Consider the following 23,183-nt stretch of genomic DNA (forward strand, 5'->3'; position numbering starts at 1 on the left):
CATTTATCGCCAAGTTGTTAATGGCCTTTTCTTGCCGCTCGCTGGGGTAGCGCGGCGATAAGCAGCAACACCGCCGCCGCTAGGCAGGCACTGGCGCTAAAACGGCTCAGCTCCAGGCCGCCCTGAGCCAGGGGTTTATCAAGAAAATCCCCCACCACGGCGCCAAGGGGCCGGGTCAGCACAAAGGCCAGCCAAAAGAGCCCGGTGCGAGACAGCGCCGTGCCGTAATAAAGCGTGGCCAAGAGCAGTAAAGCGCCGCCAAATATCGCCGCCCCGCCCATATACCCCAGGCCTTGGGTGTCGGCTGTCCAATCCCCCAATGCGGTGCCGAGGGTTTGGGAAAAGGTGATGGTCAGCCAGTAAAAACCCTCGGCCCCCGGGCTTTGTACTGAACCCACATCAATGCGCCCCAAGAGGCGCTGCCAGCAAAAGAGGGTCAGCAGCAGCAAGCTCAGCAGCAGCGCCGAGCCGCCGCTGTAACCTATGCCCAAAGAGCGGGTGGCAAAATCGGCAAGGGTGGTGCCAAGGGTGGTAGAGGCAATGATGGTGGCCCAATACAAAAAGGGCCGAAACCCCGCCGCCTTGATTTGCAGCGCCACCAGCGCCACAAAAACGGTGATAAAAATGCCGGTGCTGGCCAAATACCCCAGCCCCAGCGACATAGACACCGCATCGCCCCCGGTTTCGCCAAGGGTGGTCACCAGCACTTTAATCAGCCAAAAGCCCAAGGTGATGGCCGGTACCTTGGCCAGGGTTTCTTTACCGGAAACAGTCATAGTGGCTCCTCCTTAGTGGTTACAAGGTTGTAACCAAAGAAGCTGAAGGGGGGATTACGTTATTCGCCAAGGCTAGGGCTTGCCGTAAGATATGAAAAATCAAAGCAATAACAGCAGCGATGATTCGGATGAAGCCAAGATACAGCGGGTTCGCATTAGCCCTCTTCTGCCTTGGTGTGTTTGGCCAGGCAGAGGCGACAACGGAGTCTTATAAACCGCTGTCATTCTATGAGTTGCCCCGTTTCCTGGACTCGCCAGCCAAGGCAGAAAAGATCAGGCTCTATGGCTGGCTGGGCACCTACGGCAATAAAGGCGAAAGAAGGGTTTATCTGTTCCCCAGCAAGGAGAGCATGAGATACTACCAAGTCTTGGACACCCTCTGCATTGAAGTATCCGAAAGCCAATTTCAAGACCTTAAAGCCGAATACAACGGCGAATTTGTCTCGGTGACTGGCGCCGTCGCCAAACCGCAGTCAGAAGCGCAATGCAGCGGCATTGCAGTAATGGCTAAGGCAGATTACTTCTGGCAGCCGCCATCAAGAAAGTGATGCCACATATCAGCGCAGTTTTGGCAGCAATGACGTACGGGCTTAACGCGATACGATCAACGGCTGATAACTCATGCTGACACTGCTGCTTTCTTTGGTGAAAACACAGCTGCCGTGGTCAGCAGTTGGCCAGCAACCGCCGTTCATCCATGCGTGTTGCACTTATTGTCCGAGTTCCCGGTTCACCAAAACCACATTGAGCAATATCACGCTCAAAAAAAGCTACCCACACCAAAAATGAGCACCATGTTGCTCAAAATATCGCAACGGCATTTAAGCAGTTGATTTTGTTAATAACAAAAAGTGGGTGTCCCACAGAGCACTCCTGCACCCGCTGGCGCGATCTCCCCGGAGATGGGAATACCCTGCGAGCGCATGCCTATTTGTTTGCAGGGGGGCGCCCCTGCATGCGCCCTACTTTTGAGGTCAAAAGTAGGCAAAAACCTCGCCCATGTTTCGCTTCATCTTCACCTCTGGTCGTTCCCGGTGCACCGGTTCATACGCGCTCCCGGCACATATTCACCTGCCTCTACATCCCTCTCTCGGCTGCCCCTTCACTCCCGGCGGCTCAGCGCTTCACTTAACGGGCGAAAGAGCATCCACTAGCCAGCGTGTTTGTTCTCGAGCAAACAGCAGATCCGCTCATAAGCGGTCTAAGCACCTGATATCCTTGCAAACTATAAGTGGGTATCCCATGGAGCTTCTGTGTTCATTGACATCAAAGTCAAAAAGGGTAAGTTAGCCACATGATATAAGACATGCTTCATCTAAAGATTTATCAGGATTAATTTTCCAGCATTACATTAAGGGAATAAGATGATAGAAGAATTAATAAAAGTATCTAAACAGCTATCGCTAGCGGACGTTAATGAAGCCACGACACGCCTCAAAGTTATAGATAAGATTTTATTTGATATTCTCGAATGGACTCACGAAGATGTAACTGTAGAAGAACGGGTATCTGAAGACAAAAATACAACATTCGCAGATTATGTAATTAGAACTGCTAACGCAGCCCTAATTATAGAAGCAAAAAAAATAGGTTTGCCATTTAGAACGATAGAAAAGGGAAGGCGATTAAAACTTAGTAAAAGTAATCTTGAGGGAGCTTTTGGTGATGCAATAATTCAAGCAAGAGATTATTGCAGGAAGTTAAGCATACAATTTGCTGTCGTTACAAATGGTGAGCAGTGGATTATTTTCCCAGCAAATAGAATAGATCAAGTTGCATTCCATCAGTCTTCAGCCATTGTATTTAATAGCCTACAATCAGCTCTAGTGGATGATTATGCTGATTTCCATGGTCTTTTATCAAGAAAATCTGTCATCAACTCAAGTCTAGAAAATAGACTACTAGGTTATACAGAGGATCAAGTAGAAGAAAGAAGACTTAAAAACTTTTTCAAGACGGCTGGATACCAAACAACAGATAACCCGATGTATCCATTAATAGATGAAGCGATTACAACAGCTTTTTCGGATACTATAACAGAAATGGATGCGAGTTTATTTGAAAAATGCTACGTAAATAGTTCGGATAGGATGAAGTTTGACAGAAAAATAAACATGCATATATCAAAAAGCCAGAGCATGTTTAATAAATCTCCAATCAGACCATTAAACAGAAGTTCTAATAGCTCCTTTAAAGAAATACTTTCCAACGCACACAAAAAAGCAAAGCCTCTAGCTATCGTGATCCTTGGAAGTGTAGGTTCAGGGAAAACGACATTCCAGCATTACACGAGAAATGTATCTTCGGCTGCCATTTTTGAAAAAGAAATAAACGGCTATTATCCTCAATGGTTTCAGATTGATTTCCTTGGTTACACGGAAGATCAAACTCCAATAGATTACGTGTATGAAACCTTGATGAACTATATAATTCAAGACGAAGTACTATCTGATTACGAAAAATGCATTAAGCATGCTTATGAGAGCGAGATAAAAGCTATAAAAAAGGGGCCCTCTTTTCTTTTAAGTAAAAATCAAGATGAGATAGATAAGAAAATATCTGAAAAGCTCCAACGTGACTATGATGATAAAAAGCCTTATATCAATAAAATACTTTCATTTCTGTCAAGTAAAACTCCACTATATCTTGCAGTTGATAATGTTGATCAACTTGATGAATCAATACAGTCAAAAGTATTCAAAGAAACACTAGCCTTTTCTCAAAAAGTTAAATTAAACCTTATAATATCACTTCGAAACTCAACATATGTTGAGCACAGAAACTCTCCAACATTTAATGCGTTCGATTTTGATCCCATACTCATTGAGCCTCCAAAAGTAGAGTCTGTCTTGTCAAAACGATTTTTCTTAGCTAGGGGTATAATTGGTGGTTCATCTGGTGATTTTATTTCTGAGAATGGTTTCACCGTCCATGTCAAAAACCTATCGACTATAATCGAATTAGTCCAAAGCTCCGTTTTAGGAACAGAGGTGGGTAAGCTTTTAGAAATCCTTGCCGGGGGAGATATCCGCAATGCATTAAGGATGACGAGGCACTTTCTTGAACATGGATATAGTAGCCCTGGAAAAGCAATAAATACCTATAACTCTAAAGGTTACTATACACTTCCTCGACATGAAGCCCTTCGAGCTATCCTTGTCGGAAATAACGCTGTCTACTCTGAAGAATCATCCCTTATTGGCAATCCTTTTGATTCCAGACTGGGCAGAACCAATCTCCAAATGACTAGGTTATTTATTCTTAGTGCTCTAGTACAGTATAGTACAGACTCATCTTTTCAATATCTAGATGGCATTGAAATAAGGAAAAACATGAGAGACATTGGAATCTCCGATGAATACACTCTGAAATCCTTAGATGATCTATGCAAGTTACGATTTATACATACAGCTACACATGAAAAAGCAAATTTCAGCTCGAACTTTTATCCAAGTAGATTAGGTGGTCATATAGTAAGAGATTTAATCTCCAACTTCACATTTGTTGAAAATACAATGATGGATACATTCATATCGGATGAAAAAACCTGGATAAAACTATCTGAGCTAGGAAAAGATATAGGTAACGCCTCTGGTAATGTAGTAAAAAGACTAGAATACAGAATTAATAAGGTCGGCATATTTTTCGACTATATGAACGACCTTTACAATCAGATACTCATGGAAGGAAAAAAAAGGAATTTACCTAAAGAGTGGAAGACAAATCCATTTGATGATGCCAAGAGGCAACTTCATGGAAACATGAAGAAAGCTATGGAATCAGCGGTTAGAAACTATGGGACTTAAAGCTAAAAATCATTCCTTGTTAGAGTACTCAACAGCGACGCTGACTTAAGGCATTGTTTTTCAATCAAGGAACGAAGGTACAAACCCGTCGATTGTTCTGGAGCTTTCGGGGTTAGGCCACGGAGCCCGTTAAGTGAAGCGCTGAGCTGACGGGAGTGGAAGGACAGCCGAGACAGGATGGCAGGGGGCCGCCCAGGTGCAGGTGAGTACGTGCCGGGAGCGCGTATGAACCGGTGGCCTGGGAACGACCAGAAGCGAAGATCAAGCGGAACATGGGCGGTGCCTTTGGGCACTTTGTGCGAAAACAAAGTGCCTCGCCTGCCGGTGCGACAAATCTGTCAGGAGCAGATTTGAACATCGGAGCCTGCGACGATGGCCCGTAAGGGCGAGGGCCTGGACGGCCCGAGTATTACCGGCGATAAAGGAATCATCCATTTGAAAGCGGCCTCGAAAAGAACAGCTGCCCTCCCCCACTCCCCCAATAAAAAACCCCGCTTTCGCGGGGTTTTTTATTGCTCAAAAGCCAAGCCGCAGGCTTAACCAATCGCCTTCCTAGCATTCTGGAACATCCGCATCCAAGGACCATTCTCGCCCCACTCCTCGGGGTGCCAGGAATGGGCGATGGTGCGGTGTACCCGCTCGGGGTGCGGCATCATGATGGTGACGCGGCCGTCTGTGGTGGTGAGCGCGGCAATACCTTCCGGCGAACCGTTGGGGTTCAGGGGGTACTGGGCGGTGACCTGGCCATGGTTGTCCACGTAGCGGGCAGCTACCTTGCCGGAACCATTGAGGGCAGCGAAGTGAGCGTCATCTACGAACTCGGCGCGGCCTTCACCGTGGGATACGGCGATGGGCAGGCGGGCCCCTTCCATGTCGGTAAACAGCAGTGACGGGGTCTTCTCCAGCAGCAAGGTGGCCACCCGGGCTTCGAAGCGCTCGGAGCGGTTGGTCACAAAGCGGGACCAGTGCTCGGCACCGGGGATGATGTCTTTGAGGTTGGACATCATCTGGCAGCCGTTACAGACCCCAAGGGCCAGAGTGTCGCCACGGGCAAAGAAGGCCTCAAAGGCGGCGCGGGCACGCTCGTTAAAGAGGATAGACTTGGCCCAGCCTTCGCCGGCGCCCAGCACGTCGCCGTAGCTAAAGCCGCCACAAGCCGCCAGGCCCTGCATCTTGGTGAGATCTTCACGGCCAGACAGGATGTCGGACATGTGCACGTCGATGGCGCGAAAACCCGCGCGGGTAAAGGCGGCGGCCATTTCCTGCTGGGAGTTGACCCCCTGCTCACGCAAGATGGCGATGGTGGGGCGCACGCCTTTGATGATGTAAGGGGCGGCCACATCTTCTTTGATGTCGAAGGTGAGCACCGGGCTGATGCCAGGGTCGCTGTCGTCGGTCTTGAGCGCAAACTCTTCGTCGGCGCAGACCGGGTTGTCGCGGCGCTTTTGCATCTGGTGGGTGGTTTCGGCCCAGATACCGCGAAGCACGCCGCGCTTGGCCGCCAGCACTTCGCTGCCGTCTTTGCTAAAGCGCACCGTGTCGTCGCCATTGAGGGTACCGATGTCGTGTACCAGGTGCTTGATACCGTGGCCGGCCAGCACCTTGTTGATAGCGTCGAGGTCTTCTTCGCGCACCTGGATAACGGCGCCCAGCTCTTCGTTATACAGGGCGCTCATGGCGTCGCCGCCCAGGGCGCTGATATCGGCGTCGATACCCACGTGGCCGGCAAAGGCCATCTCAGCCAGGGTCACGAACAGGCCGCCGTCGGAGCGGTCGTGGTAGGCCAGCAGCTTGCCGTCCAGCAGCAGCTCTTGCACGGCGTGGAAGAAGCCTTTAAAGGCGGCTACGTCGTCCAAATCTGGGGTCTCAACCCCGAGCTGACGGGTCACCTGGGCCAGGCAGCTGCCGCCCAGGCGCTGTTTGCCGGCGCCAAGGTCAATCAGCAGCAGGCGGGTAGCGCCTTTGTCGGTTTTGAGCTGCGGGGTGGCGGTTTTGCGCACGTCTTCAACACGGCCAAAGGCGGTGATGATAAGGCTAAGGGGCGCGGTAACGGCTTTGTCGTCCCACTGGGTCTTCATGGACATGGAGTCCTTGCCCACCGGGATGGTGATGCCAAGGGCCGGGGCCAGCTCTTCGCCCACCGCTTTCACCGCTTCATAAAGGCCGGCGTCTTCGCCGGGGTGGCCGGCAGCGGCCATCCAGTTGGCAGAGAGCTTGATGCGTTTCAAATCACCAATGGCGCTAGCAGCGATGTTGGTGATGGATTCAGCCACCGCCAAGCGGGCAGAGGCGGCGTGGTTGAGCAGCGCCACCGGGGTGCGCTCGCCCATGGCCATGGCTTCGCCGTAGTAGGTGTCAAAGCTGGCGGCGGTAACGGCCACGTCTGCCACCGGAATTTGCCAGGGGCCAACCATCTGGTCGCGGGCGGTAAGGCCGCCCACGGAGCGGTCGCCGATGGTAATAAGGAAGGTCTTCTCGGCGATGGTGGGCAGGCGCAGCAGGCGCTCGGCCGCCTCTTGCACGCTGATGTCGAACTTGAGTTCGTTACCTTCGGCGCTGCGGCTTTGTACATCGCGGTGCATCTTGGGCGGCTTGCCCAAAAGCACGGAGAGCGGCAGGTCGATGGGGTTGTCGCCAAAGTGCTTGTCGCTGAGCTTAAGGGTTTTCTCTTCGGTGGCTTCGCCCACCACAGAGTAAGGGGCGCGCTCGCGCTCACAAATGGCGTCAAACAGGGCCAGTTTGTCGGCCGGCACCGCCAGCACGTAGCGCTCTTGGGATTCGTTACACCAAATCTCCAGCGGGCTCATGCCCGGCTCGTCGTTGGGCACATTGCGCAGCTCAAAGCTGCCGCCACGCTCGCCGTCGTTGACCAGCTCGGGGAAGGCGTTAGAGAGGCCACCAGCGCCCACGTCGTGGATAAAGCAGATGGGGTTGGCGTTGCCGAGCTGCCAGCAGCGGTCAATCACCTCTTGGCAGCGGCGCTCGATTTCGGCGTTATCGCGCTGCACTGAGGCAAAGTCTAAGTCTTCGTCAGACTGGCCGGAGGCCATGGAGGATGCCGCGCCGCCACCCAGGCCGATGTTCATGGCCGGGCCGCCCAGCACGATAAGCTTGGCGCCAACCGGGATCTCGCCCTTTTGCACGTGCTCTTCGCGGATGTTGCCAAGGCCACCGGCGATCATGATGGGTTTGTGGTAGCCGCGCACTTCCCGGCCGTTGAAGGAGTTCACTTCTTCTTCATAGGTACGGAAGTAACCCAAGAGCGCCGGGCGGCCAAATTCGTTATTAAAGGCGGCGCCGCCCAGGGGGCCGTCAGTCATGATCTCAAGAGCGGTGACAATGCGTGACGGCTTGCCAAAATCCTGCTCCCAGGGCTGCTCCGCGCCTGGAATACGCAGGTTGGACACGGTAAAGCCAGACAGACCCGCCTTGGGCCGCGCGCCAACGCCGGTGGCGCCTTCGTCACGAATTTCCCCGCCGGAGCCGGTGGCGGCGCCCGGGAAGGGGGAAATGGCGGTGGGGTGGTTGTGGGTTTCCACCTTCATCAGGATGTGGATAGGCTCCACATGGTATGAAAACTCGCGGCTGTCGCTGTCGGGGAAGAAGCGGCCGGCGGTGGAGCCGGTCATGACCGCGGCGTTGTCCTTGTAGGCGGAGAGCACGTAGTCCGGGGTTTGTTCGAAGGTGTTTTTAATCATCTTGAACAAGGACTTGGGCTGCGTCTGGCCGTCGATGGTCCAATCGGCATTGAAAATCTTGTGGCGACAGTGCTCGGAGTTGGCCTGGGCGAACATATAGAGTTCGATGTCGTTGGGGTTACGGCCCAGGGCTTTGAAGTTCTCGACCAGGTAGTCGATTTCGTCGTCGGCAAGGGCCAGGCCCATGCGCTGGTTGGCCGATTCCAGGGCGGCTTTGCCTTCACCCAGAATATCGACGCTGGCATAACGGCCAGGCTCGGCCTTTTTAAAGAGCAGCTCAGCGTCGGCTTCGCTTTCAAGCACCGCTTCTACCATGCGGTCGTGCACCAGGGCTTTGAAGAGCTTGGCGTCAGCCTCTGACAGGGCCACGTCCAACTGGTAACGAATACCGCGCTCCAGGCGTTTGACCTTACCCAAGTCGCAGTTATGGGCGATGTCGGTGGCTTTGGAAGACCAGGGCGAGATGGTACCCAGGCGGGGCACCACGATAAATTCCTGCCCTGCCAGTTCGGCAGCGGCCAAGCGGGGGCCGTAGGTCAGCAGTTTTTCCAGGCGGACCTGTTCATCGCTGGTCAGCGCCTCGGACAGTTCGGCAAAGTGCACGAAGCTGGTGGAAATCTGGGTTACCGGAAGCTGTGCGGCCTGGCATGAAGCCAGCAGTTTTTCCAGTCGAAACTCGGACAGGGCGGGAGCGCCTCGCAGGACTTGAATCGGCATTGGTCACCTGGGCAGACTGAGGGAGTTCTCGGGCGCCGCATTATAGAGGAAAAACGTTTGCTTTCCCATCCAGACGAACGGTTAGATTTCGCGGTTTTGCCGGTTTCTGATATAAACGCCACCAGATGAGCAAAATCACCCCAAAGTGGCGAGGGTTTTGGCCTGCGTTGGTGCTGCTACTGGCAGCCTGCCAGGACGGCGGCAACCCGCCTGCCCCCGAGCACAGCAGCCAGCTGGAAAGCATCCTCGAACGGGGAGAGCTACGCGTTGGCACGCGCTACTCGGACACCACCTATTTTGAGGCGGCCGACGGCCCGGCAGGCCTGGACTACGAACTGGCCGCCATGTTTGCCGACTACCTCGGCGTCAAACTCAAGATTGAGCCCAGCTATTCTCTGAGCGACCTGTTCCCCAAGCTCGAAAAGGGCCAATACGATCTGCTGGCAGCCGGCCTTAGCGTCACCCCCGAGCGGCGCGCGCATTTTCGCTTCGCCCCTGCCTACCAGGCGGTAAGCCAAAAACTGGTATACAAACGCGGCCACCGCCGCCCCCGTGATTTTGACGATCTGGCCGACGGTTCTTTGATGGTAATGGCCTACTCGGCCCACGCCGAGCGCCTGGCCCAGGTGGCCAAGACCCACCCGGACCTCAAGTGGACCGAGACTTCGGACATGGACGCCGACGAACTGTTGCAGCAGGTGCTGGCCGGGCACCTCGATTACACCGTGGCCGACTCCAACAACCTCGCCCTTAACCGGCGCTTCTACCCGGATTTGATGGTGGGTTTTACCGTCTCTGACGAGCAGCCCGTGGCCTGGGCCTTCCAAAAGAACAACGACGACAGCCTCTACGCCGCCCTGATTGAGTTCTTTGGCGAGATGAGCCAGACCGGCGTTATCGCCCGCCTGGAAGAAAAGTACTACGGCCACGTGCGCACCTTCGACTACGTGGACACCCGCTCCTTTATGCGCGCCGTTGACCGCAAACTGCCGCGCTACCAGGCCAATTTTGAAAAATACGCCGGGGATTTTGACTGGCGCTTGCTGGCCGCCATGAGCTACCAGGAATCGCACTGGAACCCCTCGGCTACCTCGGTTACCGGGGTGCGGGGCCTGATGATGCTGACCCTGGACACCGCCGACTTGCTGGGCATCAACAACCGCCTGGACCCGGCCCAGTCTATCCGTGGCGGCGCCAACTATTTGCATCAGCTGTTTGACCGCATGCCAGAGTCCATTCCGCCGGACGAGCGGGTGTGGTTTGCCCTGGCCGCTTATAACGTCGGCGAAGGCCACGTGCTGGACGCCCGGCGCATCACCGAGAAACGGGGCGGCGACCCCAACTCCTGGGTGGATGTAAAAGAGAACCTGCCACTGCTGCGTAAAAAAGCCTGGTACAGCCAGACCCGCCACGGTTATGCCCGCGGCGACGAGCCGGTTAAATACGTGGATAACATCCGCCGCTACTACGAAACCCTGGTGTGGCTGCAAGGCCAGCAGGTGGCCAATACCGACAACGACGAGGCCAAAGCGGACGACGCCGACGACGACAGCGACCAAGACCCGAATGACAGCGTTAACGAAAACGTCACGCCCAAGGATTGAAAAAGGCGCGTAAAGGCCGTATCTATGATGTCACAGACGAGACCGCCACAGGCGGCACTGACAACGGCTTTGTACCCAAGGAGGAGCCTATGCTGAAACGCCGTTCATCCCTGACCAAAAAACGGACCCTACGCGGCCACGACTGGCGCCGCCATTTGAAGATGAAACGCCTGCACAAGCGCAACCTGCACCGCAACCGCATTCACTCCCTGCTGCAATTGCAGCGCTCGGCAGACGCTGCCGCCTGAGCCGCTTTCTCGGCCTTCTTCTGCGCCCGGCGCATCTTGAAAAACCCGCTTAACTGCTCTGCACACTCCGCTTCCAGCACCCCGGCCGTCACTTCCAACTGGTGATTGAGGGCCTGGTGGCGGCAGATGTCCATCACCGAGCCGGCAGCGCCGGTTTTTAAGTCGCTGGCCCCAAACACCAAACGCTTGATGCGGGCATGAACCATGGCCCCGGCGCACATGGCGCAAGGTTCGAGGGTGACATAAAGGGTGCAGTCCAGTAGCCGGTAGTTGGCAAGCGCCGGGCCGGCCTGGCGAATGGCCTGCAGCTCGGCATGGGCACTGGGATCGCTCAAGGATATGGAGAGGTTATAGCCCTGCCCCAGCACCTGGCCGTCTTTGACCAGTACCGCCCCCACCGGCACTTCCCCGGCGGCGGCGGCTTTGTCGGCCAGGGCCATCGCCTGGCGCATCCAGTGGATGTCGTCTTCTAGCAAGTTCTCGTTCATGGGCCGCGATTATACTGCCGAGCCCGGCAGGGCGGCCACCAATTGACGACAACAGGTGGCTGCTCCATGCTGATATCGCGGATAACCAATTGAAGGGACTGAAAATGCTTCATATCGAAGATGCGAATAAATATGTCGACCAGGGCATCGAGCTGGTGATGCAGTATGCGCCCAAGCTGCTGCTGGCCATTATCGTCCTGCTGGTGGGCCTGTGGCTGATCAACAGCTTTGCCAAGGTGGTGGATAAGGGCATGGAGGCGCGCAAGGTCGAGCCTACCCTGCGCCACTTCTTGAAAAGCCTGGTCAGCATTATCTTCAAGATACTGCTGATGATCTCGGTGGCCTCCTTGATCGGTATCGCCACCACCTCCTTTGTGGCGGTGATTGGTGCGGCGGGCCTGGCCATTGGCCTGGCGCTGCAGGGGAGCCTTGCCAACTTTGCCGGTGGGGTGCTTATCCTGTTCTTCCGCCCCTTCAAGGTGGGCGATTTTATCCAGACCAACAGTTACTCAGGTACCGTCAAGGAGATCCAGATCTTCAATACCATCATGACCACCCCCGACAACAAACGGGTGATCATCCCCAACGGTAAAGTCTCCAACGACAGCTTGATTAACTTCAGCAGCGAACCTACCCGCCGGGTGGATTTCGTGTTTGGGGTGAGCTACGGCGCCAATATCGACCTGGTTAAAGAAACCCTCAAAGGCATCCTCGACGCCGACGAGCGCATCCATAAAGAGCCGGCGCCGATGGTCGTGCTCTCGGAGCTGGCCGACAGCTCGGTGAACTTCACGGTGCGGGCCTGGGTGGACGCCGGTAACTACTGGCCGGTGTTCTTCGAGACCATGGAAACGGTTAAAAAGACCTTCGACACCAAAGGTATCGAGATCCCTTTCCCGCAGCGGGACGTACACATCCACCAGGCCAAGTAAGGCCATCAAAAACCCCGGCCTGGCGCCGGGGTTTTTCTTTGCCCAAGCTGGCGCCGAGAACGATTAACATTTTCCGCGCCAAAGTTTTGACGTTATTGATTTAGCTAAAAAAATTTTAGAGGTCATACCAGTTTATTTATCAGCATTTACTGATTAAAAAAACAACAATCAAAACAAACTACTAGCGAACAAAAAACCAGCACCTGTCTGTTAACATTCCTCACCACTATGGACAATCTCTTACACAGTCCATGCACAATGTATTGCACAAAAAATATCCACTTCGTAAAATCCGCCCCGTCGATTCCCTTGTGTTTAACCACCTCGTCGTAGACGTCTGGAGGCGGAGATGTTCCTTGCGCGTTCACTGCCCTGTGCAGTGCTGGCTTCTTGCACCCTGCTGTCCGGTTATGCCCAGGCTTCTGCCCCGGCGCCGCGGCAAATCACCCTGACCCAACCGAGCGGCGCCACCATTGAAGTGCAGCTCAAAGGCAATGCCTTTCACAACTGGTATGAAAACGCCCAAGGCCAAGCCATCGTCAAAAATGGCGACAGCTGGGTCTATGCCCGTGAGCTGCTCGGCGCTTTGCAGCCCTCGGATGTTGCCGCCACCGAGAAGGCCCCGGCCTTTGCGGTAAGCCACTACCGCCCGGTAGCGACCCACTTGGTGCAAGAGCAAAGCAGCGAAGCGGCCTTCAGCGCCGCTGCAACGACTCAAAGCGCCTTGGCGCAAGCGGCCAGCCTTACCGGCAAACACCCGGTGCTGACCATCGTTGTCTCCTTTAACGATGTGCAAAGCCAATTTGATGTTACCGATACCCTGTGGGGCAGCGGTAAGAGCCTTGCCAATTACTACCTCGAGCAAAGCCAGCAACAGCTGACCTTGGTGCCGGCAACCGAGAGCGAAGGGGCTAACGACGGCGTGGTCCACGTCAGCCTTAACCGCAACCACCCGGCCTGCGGCAACGATTGTGATTACGGCATCGACGGCACCTTGGCCGCCGCCCTGGCCGCCGCCGACCCTTATGTGGATTTTGCTTCCTTCGACAGCAACGGTGACGGCACCTTAAGCCCCAGCGAGTTGGCGGTGCAGTTTGTCTATGCCGGCGAAGAAGCCAGCTATGGCGCCAGCGGCCCGGCCATCTGGGCTCACCGCTGGGTGATGCCTACCCAAAGCCTGGACGGCGTTAACCTGCGCGATTATTTGGCGGTAGGTGAAGTACAAGGTGACCACGGCGCCACCATGGGCATTTTCGCCCATGAACTGGGCCACTTGCTGCTGGGCCTGCCGGACTTGTATGTAGACGGCGCCCCTTCCGGCATTGGCCGTTGGGGCCTGATGGGTACCGGCAACTGGAACAAAGCCAGCACCGACACCTACCTTGGCCAGACGCCGGCCGATTTAACCGCCTGGTCCAAAACCACCGCCGGCCTGAGTGATGCCGAAGTGCAAAACGCCGACGGCAATATCCAACTGGCCGATAACCAGGTGCAAACCCTCTATATCGACCCTTATCTTCGCGGCCAGCAACTGGGTGAAGTGCTGTATCTGGAATACCGGGGCGGCGGTTATGACGCCGGCCTGCCCGGCACTGGCCTTTTGATAGAGCAAGCCGACCCCAGGGTCAGCGACAACACCGACGTCAGCCGCCCGGTACTGGCCATAGTGCAGGCCGATGGCCGCGGCGACCTTGACGCCGGCAGCAACCAAGGCGACAGCGGCGATCTGTTCCCCGGCTACGCCAAGGTGCGCCAATACCGCCCCGTTACCCGTGACGGCCAGCAAAGCCCGGTGCAGATAAGCGCCATCAGCGACCCGGCTCTGCCCATGTCCTACAGCCTTGCCATCAGCCAGGATGACCGCAGCGCCCTGTTGCAGCACCATTACCGCCAAAGCCCGGTAGCCGTGGCCGGCAACCTTTATTGGGGATTTGATAAAACCTCCAGCACCCTCGATGGCGTGGACTTCTACCTGCCTGCCAGCGGCACCGTCAGCCTGGCGCTCTATAGCTGGACCGGCGGCAACAAACCTGGCAGCCTTATCAGCGAACTGGGTAGCTTTGATGGCAACGCCGGCTGGCACCGCTGGATGCTCGAAAGCAGCCAAACCCTGACCGGCCCGGCCATGCTGGTGGTCACCTCCAACGCCGGCTTTGCTACCGAAACCGGCAGCAGCGCCAGCAACCAGTACCGCCCCAACGGCCAGAGCCTCACCAGCGCGGCCCTGGTCACCCTGCTGCTGAGCCAAAGCACCAGCCAGGGCGAACCACAGACCTTCAGCACCAGCGAAGACCAACCGCTGACCATTTCGCTGTCGGCCCTGGGTCTTGCCGGCCAGACCTTGTCGCTGTCCAGTAACAGTAGCGGCACCCTGACCCAAAACGGCGATACCCTGGTCTACACCCCGGCTGCCAACTTCAACGGCGAGGCGACCTTTAACCTGTCGGTAGTGGGTATCACCAGCACCGCCAGCCACAGCCTAGTGATAGACGTGGCGGCGGTAAACGACGCCCCGACCCTGACCTTGAGCGGCAGCACCAGCTTGAGCGGCGCCGCCACCCTCAGCCTGACCGCCATTGGTAAGGACGTGGACGGCGATACCCTGCGCTACAGCTGGCAGCAAACCAGCGGCACTAGCCTGAGCTTTGATGGCAGCAGTGCCACCTTGAGCGCGGCGCTGCCAGCCAGCAGCACCACTCAGCGCTACGTCTTTGCGGTAACGGTAACCGACCCCAGCGGCGCCAGCGCCAGCCAGAGCGTCACCGTGACCCAAAGCCCGGTAACCAGTACCGTTACCCCCTCGACCAGTGACACCGGTGGTGGTGGCGGTGGTGGTGGCAGCCTGAGCTGGCTGAGCCTGGCAGCACTGCTGCTGCTTCGCCGCCAACGCAGCTAAGTCAGCGCACCAATAAAAAAGGCAGCTTTACGCTGCCTTTTTTTGTTGCCTGGGGTTCAGGCCAGGGTGTCGACCACCCCACCGTCTACCCGCAATGCAGCGCCTGTGGTGGCGGACGCCTGCTTGGAGCAGGCATAGACAATCATGTTGGCCACTTCTTCCACCCTGGCCGGGCGGCCAATGATGGACGAGGGCCGAGCCGCTTTAACAAAATCGCGGCCAACCTCATCCAGCGTTTTGCCGGTTTTGGCCACGTCTTCTGCCAGCATTTCGGCCACCCCTTCGCTTAAGGTCGGCCCCGGCAGCACCGCGTTGACAGTAACGCCGGTTTCGCGCATCAGCTTGGCAAGGCCACGGGAGATGCTCAGCAGCGCGGTTTTGGTCATGCCGTAGTGGATCATGTCCTCGGGGATATTAAGGGCCGACTCGGAGCTGAGAAAGATAACCCTACCCCAGCCTTTGTCGGCCATGGCCGGCAGGTAGGCGCGGGAGAGGCGCACCGCCGACATGATGTTGACATCAAAATAGCGCTGCCAGGTGGCGTCGTCGGTTTCAAAGAAATCCTGGGGGCCAAAGATACCGGCGTTGTTGACCAGGATGTCGCAAAAGGGAAAGGCCTTAACCAAGGTATCGCAGCCTTCGGCGCTTTGCAGATCCGCCACCACCCCGGTTATCTCGGCGTTTGGCACCAAGTCTCTGAGGGCGCCAACCGCTTTATCGACCTTGGCCTGGCTGCGCCCGTTCAGCACCACCTTGGCACCGGCCTCGGCCAGCCCTTTGGCAGTGGCAAAACCAATACCCAGGGTGGAACCGGTAATAATGGCAACTTTGTCTCTTAGCTCGATGTTCATCATTAATCCTCATCGCTACGAAAATTCAGCGGCTGGCCATATCCAGCAGGGCTAGCTCGTGGCCCCCAGCTTTAGCTCGGCGGCTTTGGTAAAACGCAGTATCTGCTCACCCCAAAACGGCCAACTGGCCTTTCTTGCTTCCTCTTGTAGGGAAAGCTCGGCAAGGAAACCACCGAAGTCTTAACCGTCGTAGAGGTTCTGTTCAGGGTATTGCAGGAGCACCTCTGGCATCAAAATCAAGCAGGTAGCTGCGTTATCAATAGCACTGAACAAGGCCTTGCTGAGGCATTAGAAGCAGTAAAACTCTTTTTCTCGTCTGAGTTTTGGCTGCATCGGCAAGGGTAGCGGCGATAGCCAAAGAGGGCTTTGCCCCACCCTGTATTGGGTTCAGGCAAAGCCCTTTAACTTAACCAAACGCAGTACATAGAAGATAATCTGCCGCTTTAACCGGCCGCCAGGCGGGCACTGCGGCGTACCTTCAAACCGTAATGGCAGGCGCACAGCACCAGCAGCACCATGGCGCCAATTTCCAGCTCCAGCGCCAGGCTAAGGGCCGCCGGGTAGCTGCCAGCACTGAGGCGCCAGGCAAAAACGCCGCCAAAGAGCGCAGGCCCCAGGCCAAGGGCCGATTGCTGCATGGTAGAGAGCATGGCGCTGCCGGCGCCGGCGTCGCTGTGGGGCACGTCGGCAAGGCTGATGCGGTAAAAGCAGCCGACGATCAACGCCTGCCCTGCCCCCACCAGCGCCGTGGCCGGTACCAGGCTCCACACCGAAATCGCCGGCCATTGGCTTTGAAAGGTGGCAATAAGGAGCGCCAGCCCCGGAATTTGAATGCCGTGGCCCAGCACCAGGGTGCGCACCGGCCCCAGGCGACGGTTGACCCTTGCGCTGTTGAGTGCCACCAAAAAGAACACCAGCCCAAGGGCAATAAAAGACTCCCCAGAGAGCGCCGGGCTCATGCCAAGGCCGGCTTGCAAGGTAAGCGCCAGCACAAACATAAAGCCGCCCCAGCTCCCGAAGAACAACAGCGCCAGCAGCAGGCCAAAGCGCATCGACACCAGGGCAAAAAGGCGAGGCGGCAACAGAGGAAAGGGCTGGCGCTTTTCTACCTGCCACAATGCCCAGCCAAGTAACACGGCAACCAGCGGCAATACCTTGGCCCACAGCGGCCAACCCAGCACCGGCCCCAGCGACATGGCCAGCAGCAGGCAACTGAGAATAAGGGCCAGCAGCCCGGCACCTTTAAGGTCGAGCCCTGGGGCGTGGTCGCTGCGGGTTTGTGGCACCCAGCGCGGCGCGGCCCACAAGATGGCCAGACAAATGGGCAGGTTAATCAAAAACACGCTGCGCCAGCCAAGGCCGGCGATGTTCCAGCTCACCAGCAGGCCGCCCAGCACCTGGCCGATGATAAAAGCCACGCCCCCCACCGAGCCGTAGGCACCAATGACCTTGGAGTGGGTCTCGCCCTTTAAGCTGACATGCAAGGTGGCGAGGATCTGCGGCACCGCCAGCGCCGCCCCCATGCCTTGCAGCACCCTTGCCGCCAGCAACATGGGCACGTTAACGGCCAGGCCGCACAACAAGGACGCCAGGCCAAAAAGCGCCGCCCCCCAGATAAAAAGGCGCCGGCGCCCCAGCCTGTCACCCAGGCGCCCGCCAAGGGCGAGGCTAACGGCAAAGGCGATGCCGTATACCGCCACCACCAGCTCCAGCTCGGTATGGCTGGCACCGAGATCGCGACTGATGGCGCTCAAGGCGACGTTGATGATGGAAAAATCCACCAAAGGCAGCAGTTGCCCGGCCAGCAGCACCAGGATGCCGGGCCAGGCCAGAACGGGTTGAGTGAGAGTTTTGGCCATATTTTCACCTTGTCAGCAGCAGCAATGAGTGGCAGTCTGCCGGGGACATTAACCTGGTACCAGTGCTTGGTTATCCTGGTATAAAAACCACCTTGTTGAGGCAACCATGGCCACCGACACCGAACTTGCCCTGCCCCGCGCCAAAGACCTGGCCGCCTTCCTGCGCTCTCGCCGGGAAAGCCTTGATCCCAAACGCCTGGGCCTGCCCCAGGTGGGCAGGCGCCGCACGCCGGGGCTGCGCCGTGAAGAGGTGGCGCAGCTGGCCGAGGTCAGCGCCACCTGGTACACCTGGCTGGAGCAGGGCCGCAATGTCAAAGCCTCCAGCAAGGCGCTGGAGGCCATCACCACCGCTTTGCAATGCACGGCGGCCGAAAAACGCCATGTGTTTCGCCTGGCAGGGCAACCCGAACCCAGCTCACCCAAGGCCCCTTGCGAAAAACTCTGCACCGCCAACCAACTGATGCTCGACAAGCTCGACCCGCTGCCGGCCATGGTGCAGAACGCCCGCTTTGACATCCTCGGCTTTAACCAGGCTTATTGCGATCTCACCCGGGTGAACCTTGGCGAGGTGCCGGTGGAGGAGCGCAACTGTATCTACCTTGCCCTGACCAACCGCACCTGGCGCCAGAGCATTGTTGACGAACAAGACGTGTTGCCTCGGCTGGTGGCGTTCTTCCGTGCCAACATGGCCAGCCATTTTGACGACCCCCTTTGGCAGCAGCAGTTGGCCAAATTTATGGCCGCCTCCGACGAATTTGGCGCGCTGTGGCAGCGCCAGGATGTGGAATGCGTCAGCAATCTGCAAAAGCGCTACTTTCACCCCCAGGCAGGGGAGATTGTCCTGCAACAGAGCAACTGGTGGTCAGCCCCTCGGGACGGCGAAAGGCTGCTGGTGTATGTGCCAGTGGACGACGCCAGCCGCGAGGCCCTGGCGGCCATTACCCCAAGGGGATAAAAAACGGCGCCTTGGGCGCCGTTTTTCGATATTTTTGGGTTAGTCGCCCCACACCTCACGGGCAATATCCACCACCAATTCGAGCTTGGCGCGCTGCTCGTCAAAGGCGATATCGTTGCCATGCACTGTGCTGGCAAAGCCGCACTGGGGGCTTAGCGCCAGCTGCTCTAAAGGCGCGTATGTTGCGGCTTCATCGATGCGGCGCTTGATGTCGTCTTTACTTTCCATCTGGCCGAACTTGGAGCTAATGAGCCCCAGCACCACGGTTTTGTCCTTGCCAAGGAAACGCAGCGGCCGAAAATCGCCGGAGCGGTGGTCGTCGTATTCCAGGAAGTAGGCGTCGATGTGCATTTGGCTCAGCAGCGCTTCGGCCACCGGCTCGTAGTTACCCTCGGCGGCGTAGGTGCTTTTGAAGTTGCCCCGGCACAGGTGCATGCCAAGGGTCATGCCTTGGGGTTTGCGGGCCACGACTTTGTTGATGAAATCGGCGTAGCGGCCGGGCAGCTCGTTCGGATCGTCGCCGCGCTGGCGCGCCGCTTCGCGCATTTTCTCGTCGCAAAGGTAGGCCAGGTTGGTGTCGTCCATCTGTACGTAGCGGCAACCGGCGTCATAGAGCGATTGCAGCTCCTCACCGTAGGCCTTGGCCACGTCGTCATAAAAATCCGGGTCAAGCTCGGGATAGGCGGTGGCGTCGATGCCGCCGCGGCCGCCGCGAAAATGCAGCATGGTGGGGCTGGGGATGGTGACCTTGGGAGCCAAGCCGGGCTCGCCGGTGAGGCTGTTCAGATATTGAAAATCCGCCAGTTGGATGTCTTTAACGTGGCGCACCTTCTCGATGACCTTAATCAGCGGCGGGGTCAGCTCTTCGCTGCCGTCGGCGCGCTTGTGGGTGCGGGGCTCGTCGGTAAAGACGCCGCCCAGTTGGCGCAGGAAATCCACATGAAAATAGGTGCGGCGAAACTCGCCGTCGGTAATGGCCTTAAGGCCCACGTCTTTTTGCAGCTGCACCACATCGCTGATGGCTTTGTCTTCCACTTCCCGCAGTTGCTGGGCGTTGATCTCACCCTTGAGATAGCGGTCGCGGGCTTCAATAAGGTAGGGCGGGCGCAGAAAACTGCCGACATGGTCGGCGCGAGAAGGCAGGTTAAAAACAGACATGGGCATTCCTTTTTTAAGGCAGCGGGCGCGAAAAAAGCGCGCCAAAACGGGGCGTTAGTGAAGGCATTCTACATTTAGACGGCTAAACATCCAAACGTCCAATCCCGTAACACTGCTTTTCACCGCACGATGGATGCCAAAGACATTGCCCCGCCCCTTGTCTATAATGGCGCCGTTTTTTAGCCGCCCGGACCGAGACCATGACCGATCGCCTGACCCTTATCCGCCCTGACGACTGGCACCTTCACCTGCGTGACGGTGACGTGCTGGCCCATACCGTTCCTGCCACCGCTCGTCAGATGGGTCGCGCCATCATCATGCCCAACCTCAAGCCACCGGTAATGGATGCCGCCCAGGCCCTGGCGTATCGCGACCGCATCCTGGCCCAGCGCCCGGCGGGCTCGAATTTCGAGCCGTTGATGGTGCTGTATCTCACCGACAACACCACCCCGGCCATCATTCGTGAAGCCAAAGCCAGCGGCAAAGTGGTGGCGGTAAAGCTCTACCCCGCTGGCGCCACCACCAACTCCGACTCTGGGGTGACCGATCTGGGTAAGCTGGACGACGTCTGCGCGGCCCTTGCCGAGAACGACATGCCGCTGTTGGTACACGGCGAAGTGACCCATAACCACGTGGACATTTTCGACCGCGAAAAGGCCTTTTTGGACGACATCCTGGCGCCGCTGGTGGCCCGCCACCCGACCCTCAAAGTGGTGGTGGAACACATCACCACCAAAGATGCCGCCGAGTTCGTGCAAAGCCAGGGCCCCAATGTGGGCGCCACCATCACAGTGCAGCACCTGGCCTATAACCGTAACCACATGCTGGTGGGCGGCATTCGCCCGCATCTTTTCTGCCTGCCCATTTTGAAGCGCAACATCCACCAGCAGGCCCTGCAAGACGCGGTGGTAAGCGGCAACAACAAGTTCTTCCTGGGTACCGACTCGGCTCCTCACGCCAAGGGCGCCAAGGAAAACGCCTGCGGCTGCGCCGGTTGCTACACCGCTTACGCCGCCATCGAGCTTTATGCCGAGATTTTCGAAGACTTAGGGGTGCTGGACAAACTGGAAGCCTTTGCCAGCTTCAACGGCGCCGATTTCTACGGTCTGCCCCGTAACACCGACACCGTCACCCTGGTTAAAGAACAATGGGTGGCCCCCACCGAGCTGCCCTTTGCCGGCGACGTGATAGTGCCGCTTCGCGCCGGCGAGAGCCTGCGCTGGAAGTACCTGGGCTAAGGTCGGGATTAATAAAAAACGCGGGCTTTGGCCCGCGTTTTTTATTTCAGCAACAGCGCCGTCAGCGCCTTGGCGCTGGTGCGAAGCTGCTCCGGGTCGTCATAGAGCCGCTCCATCACCACTATGCCCCGGGTGTGGGTAAGCAGCAGCAAGGCGGCGTCGGCCACCGGCAGGGCCAGCTCCTGTGGCGATTGCATAAGGCGCTCTGTGATGCAGGCCTTGAGGTTGTCCATCTGGGCGCGCAGAGCCTCGTGGATAGCCGGGGTGGCGCTCTCGCTGGTGGCGGTCTTGGTGGTCAGGCAGCCGCGCCGGTCAGTACGAATAAGGTTGATGCTGAAATCGAACAAAGCCTCTAGCGCGTCTTTTAGCTGCGGCTGGGCCAGGGCTTTTTTGATGCCCTGCATGTATTTGGCGAGATAGCAGCGATACGCGGCGATAAAGAGCGCTTCTTTACCCCCATAGGCGTTATAAAGCGAGCCGCGCTGCACGCCGGTGGCCGTCGCCAGCTCCTGCATGGAGGTACCCACAAAGCCCTTTTGCCAGAACAGGGTCAAGGCATCGGCCAGGACCTGCTCTTCATCAAATTGCCGAACGCCCGCCATGGCCGCTCCTTATCGAAAATCCGCATGATGCTTATCGTTGGCGCTTATGATCGCCATCATTGACAGCCATGTCAATCATGACAACAATGTCAAAAATGACACCACTGTCAAAGATAACTACGAGGCTTCTTCATGACTCCCCACAACAGCGCCAGGCAACCCGAGCATATTCCCTGGGCCGCCATTCTGGCCGGTTTTTGCGCCAGCCTGATCGGCATTGGCTTGGCCCGTTTTGCCTACACGCCGCTGATCCCGCCGCTGATCGCCGCCGGTTGGTTCAGCGCCGACAAGGTAATTTACCTGGGCGCCGCCAACCTGGCCGGTTACCTGATTGGCGCCCTCTTGGCCCGGCCTTTGGGGCGGCGCCTTGGCAATGTGCCGGTGCTAAAGACGATGATGCTGCTGACCGCCATCGCCTTTTTCGCGTGCGGCTTTCCGCTGTCGGTGGGCTGGTTTTTCGGCTGGCGGCTGCTGTCGGGGATCACCGGTGGGGTGATCATGGTGCTGGTGGCTGCCACCTTGCTGCCCCATATCCCAGCCAGCCGCCGGGGCCTTGCCAGTGGCGCCATATTCCTCGGCCTTGGCATTGGTATCGCCGGCTCCGGCACCCTGGTGCCTTTGTTGCTGGGCTGGGGCTTACAAGCGACCTGGCTTGGTCTTGGCGCCATTGGCCTTGTGCTGACCGCCCTTAGCTGGCGCGGTTGGCCGCGCCATCATCATGCCCAGGCAGCCGTTGCCAGCAGTGGCGCCGAACACCCCGGTTTTGCCCTTAAGGTGTTTTATGTGCAATACGGGCTGATGGCCGCCGCCCTAGTGCCCGCCATGGTGTTTATGGTGGATTACGTAGCGAGGGGGCTTGGCCGGGGCGCCCATGTCGGCGCCCTGTTCTGGGTGCTGTACGGCCTTGGCGCCATTGTAGGGCCCGTTCTTTATGGCCAGCTTGGCGACAAACTGGGGGCGTCAAAGGCGCTGCGGTTGGTGGTAGTGGCACAGGCTTTGGTACTGGCGGCCTTGTTGGCCAGCAATAGCCTTGTCAGTACGGCCGTCGCCACGGTAATGATTGGCACCTTCCCGCCCGGCATTGTGCCCCTGGCCCTTCACAAGGTGCATCAGTTGCTGCCCGGAGATCACCAGGCACAGGCCGCTACCTGGAGCCGGGCAACCGTGGTCTTTGCCAGCTTCCAGGCCCTGGCTGGCTACGGCTACTCCTACCTCTTTACCCGTTCTGGTGGCAGTTACCACCTGCTGTTTGCCCTGGCGGTGGTGGCACTGGCGCTGATCTTACTGGGCGATGGACTTTTGGTGTTAAAAACCGGCCGCAAGACAACAACGGCCGAGCAGGCATGAAAAACGCG

General features: G+C 57.3%; 16 protein-coding genes. 9 read left to right on the forward strand and 7 right to left on the reverse strand.

The genetic code is table 11. The features are described from left to right. Positions 1-17 precede the first annotated feature (17 nt). Positions 18-776, reverse strand: a complete 759-nt coding sequence (locus EDC28_RS06410) for a COG4705 family protein (RefSeq protein WP_123421043.1) — start codon at positions 774-776, stop codon at positions 18-20. Between the two features lie 128 nt (positions 777-904). Between EDC28_RS06410 and EDC28_RS06415 the strand changes: the two genes are divergently transcribed. Beyond that, entirely contained in the window at positions 905-1,324 is a 420-nt protein-coding gene (locus tag EDC28_RS06415) for a hypothetical protein (RefSeq protein WP_148049811.1), read from the forward strand. Positions 1,325-2,140: 816 nt separating this feature from the next. Next, on the forward strand, positions 2,141-4,582 hold the full coding sequence (locus EDC28_RS06420) for a hypothetical protein (protein ID WP_123421045.1): 2,442 nt from the start codon (positions 2,141-2,143) through the stop codon (positions 4,580-4,582). 536 nt (positions 4,583-5,118) lie between these two features. Here EDC28_RS06420 and purL read toward each other — a convergent pair. Beyond that, entirely contained in the window at positions 5,119-8,997 is a 3,879-nt protein-coding gene (purL, locus tag EDC28_RS06425; RefSeq protein WP_336391507.1) for a phosphoribosylformylglycinamidine synthase, read from the reverse strand. Positions 8,998-9,122: 125 nt separating this feature from the next. On the opposite strand from purL, the gene mltF reads away from it, so the two are divergent. Both mltF and EDC28_RS20105 read left to right on the forward strand, forming a co-directional pair. Then, positions 9,123-10,601: a membrane-bound lytic murein transglycosylase MltF gene (mltF, locus tag EDC28_RS06430; RefSeq protein ID WP_123421046.1), complete on the forward strand. Its 1,479-nt coding sequence runs from the start codon at positions 9,123-9,125 to the stop codon at positions 10,599-10,601. An 89-nt stretch (positions 10,602-10,690) separates the two neighbouring features. After that, the gene (locus tag EDC28_RS20105) at positions 10,691-10,849 is read left to right on the forward strand and encodes a hypothetical protein (RefSeq protein ID WP_157052851.1); all 159 of its coding nucleotides are present in this window, start codon (positions 10,691-10,693) and stop codon (positions 10,847-10,849) included. Here the strand turns inward: EDC28_RS20105 and tadA are convergent. Then, entirely contained in the window at positions 10,804-11,337 is a 534-nt protein-coding gene (tadA, locus tag EDC28_RS06440; protein WP_050657312.1) for a tRNA adenosine(34) deaminase TadA, read from the reverse strand. The two genes, EDC28_RS20105 and tadA, sit on opposite strands and share 46 nt — an antisense overlap. Before the next feature lie 104 nt (positions 11,338-11,441). On the opposite strand from tadA, the gene EDC28_RS06445 reads away from it, so the two are divergent. Together EDC28_RS06445 and EDC28_RS06450 are read left to right on the forward strand one after the other, a co-directional pair. Next, positions 11,442-12,269 carry a mechanosensitive ion channel family protein gene (locus EDC28_RS06445; RefSeq protein WP_123421047.1) on the forward strand — a complete coding sequence of 276 codons (828 nt, stop codon included), beginning with the start codon at positions 11,442-11,444 and terminating at the stop codon, positions 12,267-12,269. A 349-nt stretch (positions 12,270-12,618) separates the two neighbouring features. Continuing rightward, a complete protein-coding gene (locus tag EDC28_RS06450) occupies positions 12,619-15,165 on the forward strand; it encodes a M6 family metalloprotease domain-containing protein (protein WP_123421048.1) in 2,547 nt (848 codons plus the stop codon). Between the two features lie 56 nt (positions 15,166-15,221). Here EDC28_RS06450 and EDC28_RS06455 read toward each other — a convergent pair whose 3' ends face one another. Together EDC28_RS06455 and EDC28_RS06460 are read right to left on the reverse strand one after the other, a co-directional pair. Further along, positions 15,222-16,016, reverse strand: coding sequence for an SDR family NAD(P)-dependent oxidoreductase (locus EDC28_RS06455; RefSeq protein ID WP_050657309.1), 795 nt, complete (start codon positions 16,014-16,016; stop codon positions 15,222-15,224). 443 nt (positions 16,017-16,459) lie between these two features. Continuing rightward, positions 16,460-17,875: an MFS transporter gene (locus tag EDC28_RS06460; protein WP_123421049.1), complete on the reverse strand. Its 1,416-nt coding sequence runs from the start codon at positions 17,873-17,875 to the stop codon at positions 16,460-16,462. A gap of 106 nt (positions 17,876-17,981) precedes the next feature. On the opposite strand from EDC28_RS06460, the gene EDC28_RS06465 reads away from it, so the two are divergent. Beyond that, positions 17,982-18,830: a helix-turn-helix transcriptional regulator gene (locus EDC28_RS06465; protein WP_050657308.1), complete on the forward strand. Its 849-nt coding sequence runs from the start codon at positions 17,982-17,984 to the stop codon at positions 18,828-18,830. Positions 18,831-18,869: 39 nt separating this feature from the next. On the opposite strand, the gene EDC28_RS06470 is transcribed toward EDC28_RS06465, so the two are convergent. Continuing rightward, complete coding sequence (locus tag EDC28_RS06470; protein WP_123421050.1) at positions 18,870-19,988, reverse strand: 5-methyltetrahydropteroyltriglutamate--homocysteine S-methyltransferase; 1,119 nt, start codon at positions 19,986-19,988, stop codon at positions 18,870-18,872. A gap of 200 nt (positions 19,989-20,188) precedes the next feature. Between EDC28_RS06470 and pyrC the strand changes: the two genes are divergently transcribed. Then, complete coding sequence (gene pyrC, locus EDC28_RS06475; protein WP_050657306.1) at positions 20,189-21,226, forward strand: dihydroorotase; 1,038 nt, start codon at positions 20,189-20,191, stop codon at positions 21,224-21,226. Positions 21,227-21,267: 41 nt separating this feature from the next. On the opposite strand, the gene EDC28_RS06480 is transcribed toward pyrC, so the two are convergent. Beyond that, complete coding sequence (locus EDC28_RS06480; protein WP_050657305.1) at positions 21,268-21,828, reverse strand: TetR/AcrR family transcriptional regulator; 561 nt, start codon at positions 21,826-21,828, stop codon at positions 21,268-21,270. Between the two features lie 132 nt (positions 21,829-21,960). Here EDC28_RS06480 and EDC28_RS06485 point away from each other — a divergent pair, with 132 nt between their 5' ends. After that, positions 21,961-23,175, forward strand: coding sequence for a YbfB/YjiJ family MFS transporter (locus tag EDC28_RS06485; protein WP_123421051.1), 1,215 nt, complete (start codon positions 21,961-21,963; stop codon positions 23,173-23,175). The last annotated feature ends 8 nt before the right edge of the window (positions 23,176-23,183 follow it).

The sequence above is a fragment of the Gallaecimonas pentaromativorans genome (assembly GCF_003751625.1).
GTDB lineage: Bacteria > Pseudomonadota > Gammaproteobacteria > Enterobacterales > Gallaecimonadaceae > Gallaecimonas > Gallaecimonas pentaromativorans.